The sequence below is a fragment of the Pseudolysinimonas sp. genome (assembly GCF_031389465.1).
In the GTDB taxonomy this organism is placed as follows: domain Bacteria; phylum Actinomycetota; class Actinomycetes; order Actinomycetales; family Microbacteriaceae; genus Pseudolysinimonas_A.
Genome location: NZ_JANMSQ010000150.1, coordinates 1 through 4,422 on the forward strand (window position 1 = coordinate 1; position 4,422 = coordinate 4,422).

Below are 4,422 nucleotides of genomic sequence, written 5' to 3' on the forward strand. Positions count from 1 at the left end.
ATGCCGGGCCCGCCCCGAAGCCCGCGACGTCGTATACCCAGATGTCGCGGTCGTTGAGATTCACGACATAGAGTTTCCCGTCGTGGTACTGGATGCCGCCGATGCCGACCTTGCCGACCTCGGGGTAGGCGGCGCTGTCGAGCGACTGCACACCACCCGCCGTCTGGAGGTCAGTCAGATCTCGGGTCACCGTTCCGTAGTTGGAGGATCCCGAGGTGAGGTCGTAGCCGACCAGGGCGTTGCGCGTCACCGTGCCGTTGCTCGCGACCGTGACATCCAGGCGATACAACCCATCGATCCCGCGCAATGCCGAGGCCGTCTCACCCGTTCCCGAGTGACGGCGCAGCACCGCCGACGCGTAAACGTAGAAGCGCTCGCCTCCGGCGACCGGACCGAGCGACTCTACGGTGAGCCCCCAGATCGCCCCGACCTCGCCGAAGGTCGCGATCGAGCTCGCGACTGTTGAGGGAACGGTGACGGTGCGCGTCGCATTAGTCGGCAAGACCACGGAGATCGCCGTACTCGTGCGGATCGCCGTCTCCATCGCATTCGCGGCTGCCGTACTGCCGTAGTCGAGGTCGGGTGACCCGTTGACCTGGATCGCGGTGAGCAGCGGTGTCGAGGTGCCGCGCGAGTAGTCGGTCGTCTTGTGCAGTGCGAAGTCCACACCGGTCGCGCCAACCGTCCGGAACTGCACGCTCGTTGCGTTCGCCGTGCCGTTGAACGAGTCGACGAAGCCTGCTGGATACCCCGTGAACTCGATCCGCAGCGGAGTGCCGTCGGGGAGCGCGGGAGCGATCGTGATGTCGTAGATCCCTGCCGCCGTCGTCACCGCCGACCCGACCGCGGTGCCAGCGCCGTTGTAGGCGGTCACTGTGACGCCGGCTAGGGGCGCGTCGGTCACTCCGTTCACGGGCGTCGAGTCGTAAACGCCGTTCTGGATGAAGTCCCGGAACACCGTTCCCTGGACGTGACCGGACAGCGCAGCGGCCGGGGGCGCCACCGAGGCAACGACGATCGCCGAACTCAGCACCACGGTTGCAGCGAGCGTTGCGAGCGCGCGTCGAATGCGTCTGCGCGTCGTAACGGCAGGCACAGAAACGCGCGAGCGCGTCATGGGTTCTCCAACGGATTCGGGTTCACGCTCTCGCACGTGCCGGGTAAGCAGGGCACGCGAAAGGCCCCCGTGCGAGCACCACAGCTTATTCCGCCCTCGGGACCGGGCGTGAGGCCCCAAGAAGGACGATAGACATCTCGGTCTACCCCCGTTCGCGGGTGAAACGGCTCAGGGCTCGAATTCGGTCGCGCGGGGTGTGAAGATCGCGAAGTGGGTGAGGGCGAGGGCGATCACACCGCCGACGAAGAGCTCGCCGGCTGCGAGGATCGAGCCGAGCACCGAGAGCCAGGCGAATCCGGCAGAGAGCGCCCCGACGAGGACACCGGCAGCGAGGGTGGTGAGCGTTCCGATGACGATCGCGACGACGAGCACGCCGACGTTGATCCAGAACTGCGAGCCGCTCCCACGGCGACGGCCTGCGACGTTCGCGAACAGCAAGAAGAGCAGAAACAGCCCGATCGTGACCGCTCCGCCCGTGAAGAGGGCGAGCCAGGCATCCTGGATCGCCGTCGAGATCAGATCACGCCCGTTGAGGATCGCCAGCACGACCGTCGCGAGCACGTAGGCGATCGCGAGGGTGAGCAAGATCGTGACCAGCGTTTTGGCCAGTGGCCGCATCTCCTGCTCCCCTCGCTCGATCGGTCGGTGTTACATCGCCGCCGGCGGCGGGGTCGTGCCCTCGTCCGCGGGCTCCTCTTCGTCGGTCGCGTCGGCGACTTTCGAAGCGAGGTCGTGCGTCGTGTCCTTCACCTTGTCGGCGACGTCTCCCACGAAGTCCTTCGTGTTGTCGACGGCGTCCCCCACGAACTCCTTCGTGTTGTCGACCGCGTCGCCCGCGAACTCCTTGGCCTTGTCCACGATGTCGTCGATGCCCATGCTGTCCTCCCGGTCCGGCGAGCACATCCCGCCTGGCACAGCCATTCTGGCGGGTGGACGTGCGCCCGTGTGAATTTCGCGACTCAGTCCCCGGGCGGAAGCCCCTCGGGCGTGGGCGTGACCTCGGAGCGGAACAGGCGCCGGATGATGGGCGCAACGACCAGCACGGCGATCAGGAACGCGATCCCGGCCTCGATCGCGAAGAGCACGAACAGCGGCGCCCAGCCGCCCTGGGCCAACCCGACAATGAGCACGACGATTGCGTTCAGCACGACCGCGGCGACCGCAGCGAGGAGCGTTGGGCCGATGCCGGGCAGGGCGCGCCCGCGCACCGTCAGAACGATCAGCACGACGAGCCAGGCCACCAGGCCGACGTCCATGAAGAGGAACAGCAGCCGCGCGCCCTCGACGAGACCGGTCGCGAGATCGCCGACCAGAAACCATTGCCACACCGCGCCAAGCAGCAGGGCGACGACGATCACGAGCACTACTTCGGCAACGAGCGCGAGAACCGTGCGGGTCATCCGCTTACGCTAGCGTTCGTCGCGCATTTCAGCGCTGCCGACGACCAAGATCGAGCAGCTGCCGTCGGCAACCCGGTTCAGCTGACCTGCCCCGTATACTGCCCAACGTGCTTCCCCGGCTCGCCTCACCACCCGTGAAGGTGCCGGGCGGATGAGCGAGTCCGCGCCACCCTCCGGCGCCCGCCCGGCTCGCCGTGACCTCCTCGTTGCGCTGCTCGCGGGAGCGGTCGGAGCGGGAGCCGGCATCGGCGCGTCGGCCGTGTTCTCGTCGGGAAGCGGCCGCGAGGCGGCGACCGATGAGGATGGCGTCGACTCGGTCCAGGCGAGCGGCCGCACTCAAGCGGGGATCGATCGGCCAGGCACGCCGCAGCGATTCGGGCGCCTCATGGTGTTCGACATCGACCGCACCGCCTCGGCGCCCGACTGGCTGCGCACGCTCGGTGCGCGCATCCTCGAGGCGACGACCGGCGAGGAACCCGACGCGGTGATCGATCTCACCGTCACTGTCGGCGTCGGGCCCGCTCTCGTGGCGATACTCGACCCGACCCTTCCGGGCGCCGAGGATCTGCCGGAGTTCCGCGGCGACGCGGACATCCCGTCGGAGCGGCGCGGTGGAGATCTTCTGCTCACCGCCTACGGCAGTGACCCGGGGGCGCTGCGCCCGGTGCTTCTCGATCTCGCTGCCGACATCCCCGGCGCGGTTGTGCGCTGGGAACAGGCTCTCTTCCGCGGGCCGGGCAGCGGAACGCGGGTTCGCAACCCGTTGGGTTTTCACGATGGCATCGTCGTTCCACACGGCGAGGAGCAACTCGACGAGAACGTCTGGCTCGCCGACGGGCCCCTCGCCGGGGGAACCGTCTGCGTGGTGCGGCGGTTGCGCCTCGACATCGACGGCTTCCGGAGCCTTCCCATCGCGGAGCAGGAGCGAATCATCGGCAGGCGGCGCATCGACGGCGCGCCGCTCTCGGGCGGCGAACCCGACGACGACGTCGACCTGAACTCCCGCACCCCCGAAGGCGACCCCGTGATCGACGCACACGCGCATGTGCGCGCGGCGCATCCTTCGTTCACCGGCTCGAAGCTGATGCTTCGCCGCGGCTACGCCTTCGACGACGGCGCCGCCGACACCGGGCTCATGTTCATCTGCTTTCAGCGAGACCTCCGCACGTTCGTCGCCACTCAGTACCGGCTGGATGAGGTGGATGCGCTCAGTGCCTTCTCGACTCCGACAGCGAGCGGCACGTTCCTGATCCTGCCGGGGTTCGACCAGGAGCGTCCCCTCGGGTCCACGCTGTCCGCGACGACGTGACTCTGGGGAACGACGAAGGGGCCGAACCTCGCGGTCCGACCCCTTCGTGTGTTGGTTTCGACACGCGCCCTACGGGCGCTGCTCAACCAGCGGGTGTTACTTCAGGATCTTGGTCACCTTGCCGGCGCCCACGGTGCGTCCACCCTCACGGATGGCGAAGCCGAGGCCCTCCTCCATGGCGATCGGCTGAATCAGCTCGACCGTCATGTCGGTGGTGTCGCCGGGCATGACCATCTCGGTGCCCGCGGGCAGCGTGATGACGCCGGTGACGTCGGTGGTGCGGAAGTAGAACTGCGGACGGTAGTTCGCGTAGAACGGGTTGTGACGCCCACCCTCGTCCTTGGACAGGATGTACGCGGTGCCCTCGAACTGGGTGTGCGGCGTGACCGAACCCGGCTTGACGACGACCTGGCCGCGCTCGACATCCTCGCGCTTGGTGCCGCGAAGCAGCAGTCCACAGTTCTCGCCGGCCCAGGCCTCGTCGAGCTGCTTGTGGAACATTTCGATACCCGTGACCGTGGTCTTCTGCGTCGGGCGGATGCCGACGATCTCGACCTCGGAGTTGATCGCAAGGGTGCCACGCTCGGCGCGGCCCG

General features: G+C 67.8%; 6 protein-coding genes. 1 reads left to right on the forward strand and 5 read right to left on the reverse strand.

Annotated elements, in window-relative coordinates; all coding sequences use genetic code 11:
• The 4 genes from RMO30_RS05760 to RMO30_RS05775 form a co-directional block, all read right to left on the reverse strand.
• On the reverse strand, positions 1-1,117 hold a 1,117-nt coding region (locus RMO30_RS05760; protein WP_309710635.1), incomplete at its 3' end, for a hypothetical protein.
• Between the two features lie 168 nt (positions 1,118-1,285).
• Positions 1,286-1,735: a hypothetical protein gene (locus RMO30_RS05765; protein ID WP_309710639.1), complete on the reverse strand. Its 450-nt coding sequence runs from the start codon at positions 1,733-1,735 to the stop codon at positions 1,286-1,288.
• A 30-nt stretch (positions 1,736-1,765) separates the two neighbouring features.
• Entirely contained in the window at positions 1,766-1,993 is a 228-nt protein-coding gene (locus RMO30_RS05770) for a hypothetical protein (protein WP_309710641.1), read from the reverse strand.
• 83 nt (positions 1,994-2,076) lie between these two features.
• Positions 2,077-2,517, reverse strand: coding sequence for a hypothetical protein (locus RMO30_RS05775; protein WP_309710644.1), 441 nt, complete (start codon positions 2,515-2,517; stop codon positions 2,077-2,079).
• Positions 2,518-2,668: 151 nt separating this feature from the next.
• On the opposite strand from RMO30_RS05775, the gene RMO30_RS05780 reads away from it, so the two are divergent.
• Complete coding sequence (locus RMO30_RS05780) at positions 2,669-3,826, forward strand: Dyp-type peroxidase (RefSeq protein ID WP_309710646.1); 1,158 nt, start codon at positions 2,669-2,671, stop codon at positions 3,824-3,826.
• A gap of 96 nt (positions 3,827-3,922) precedes the next feature.
• On the opposite strand, the gene RMO30_RS05785 is transcribed toward RMO30_RS05780, so the two are convergent.
• Positions 3,923-4,422: EF-Tu/IF-2/RF-3 family GTPase (locus tag RMO30_RS05785; protein WP_309710649.1), on the reverse strand; the 500-nt coding region annotated here is incomplete at its 5' end.

Coding starts and splice junctions, on each gene's coding strand:
- RMO30_RS05765 (WP_309710639.1), bottom strand. CDS start 1,735: ATGCGGCCACTGGCCAAAACGCTGGTCACGATCTTGCTCACCCTCGCG.
- RMO30_RS05770 (WP_309710641.1), bottom strand. CDS start 1,993: ATGGGCATCGACGACATCGTGGACAAGGCCAAGGAGTTCGCGGGCGAC.
- RMO30_RS05775 (WP_309710644.1), bottom strand. CDS start 2,517: ATGACCCGCACGGTTCTCGCGCTCGTTGCCGAAGTAGTGCTCGTGATC.
- RMO30_RS05780 (WP_309710646.1), top strand. CDS start 2,669: ATGAGCGAGTCCGCGCCACCCTCCGGCGCCCGCCCGGCTCGCCGTGAC.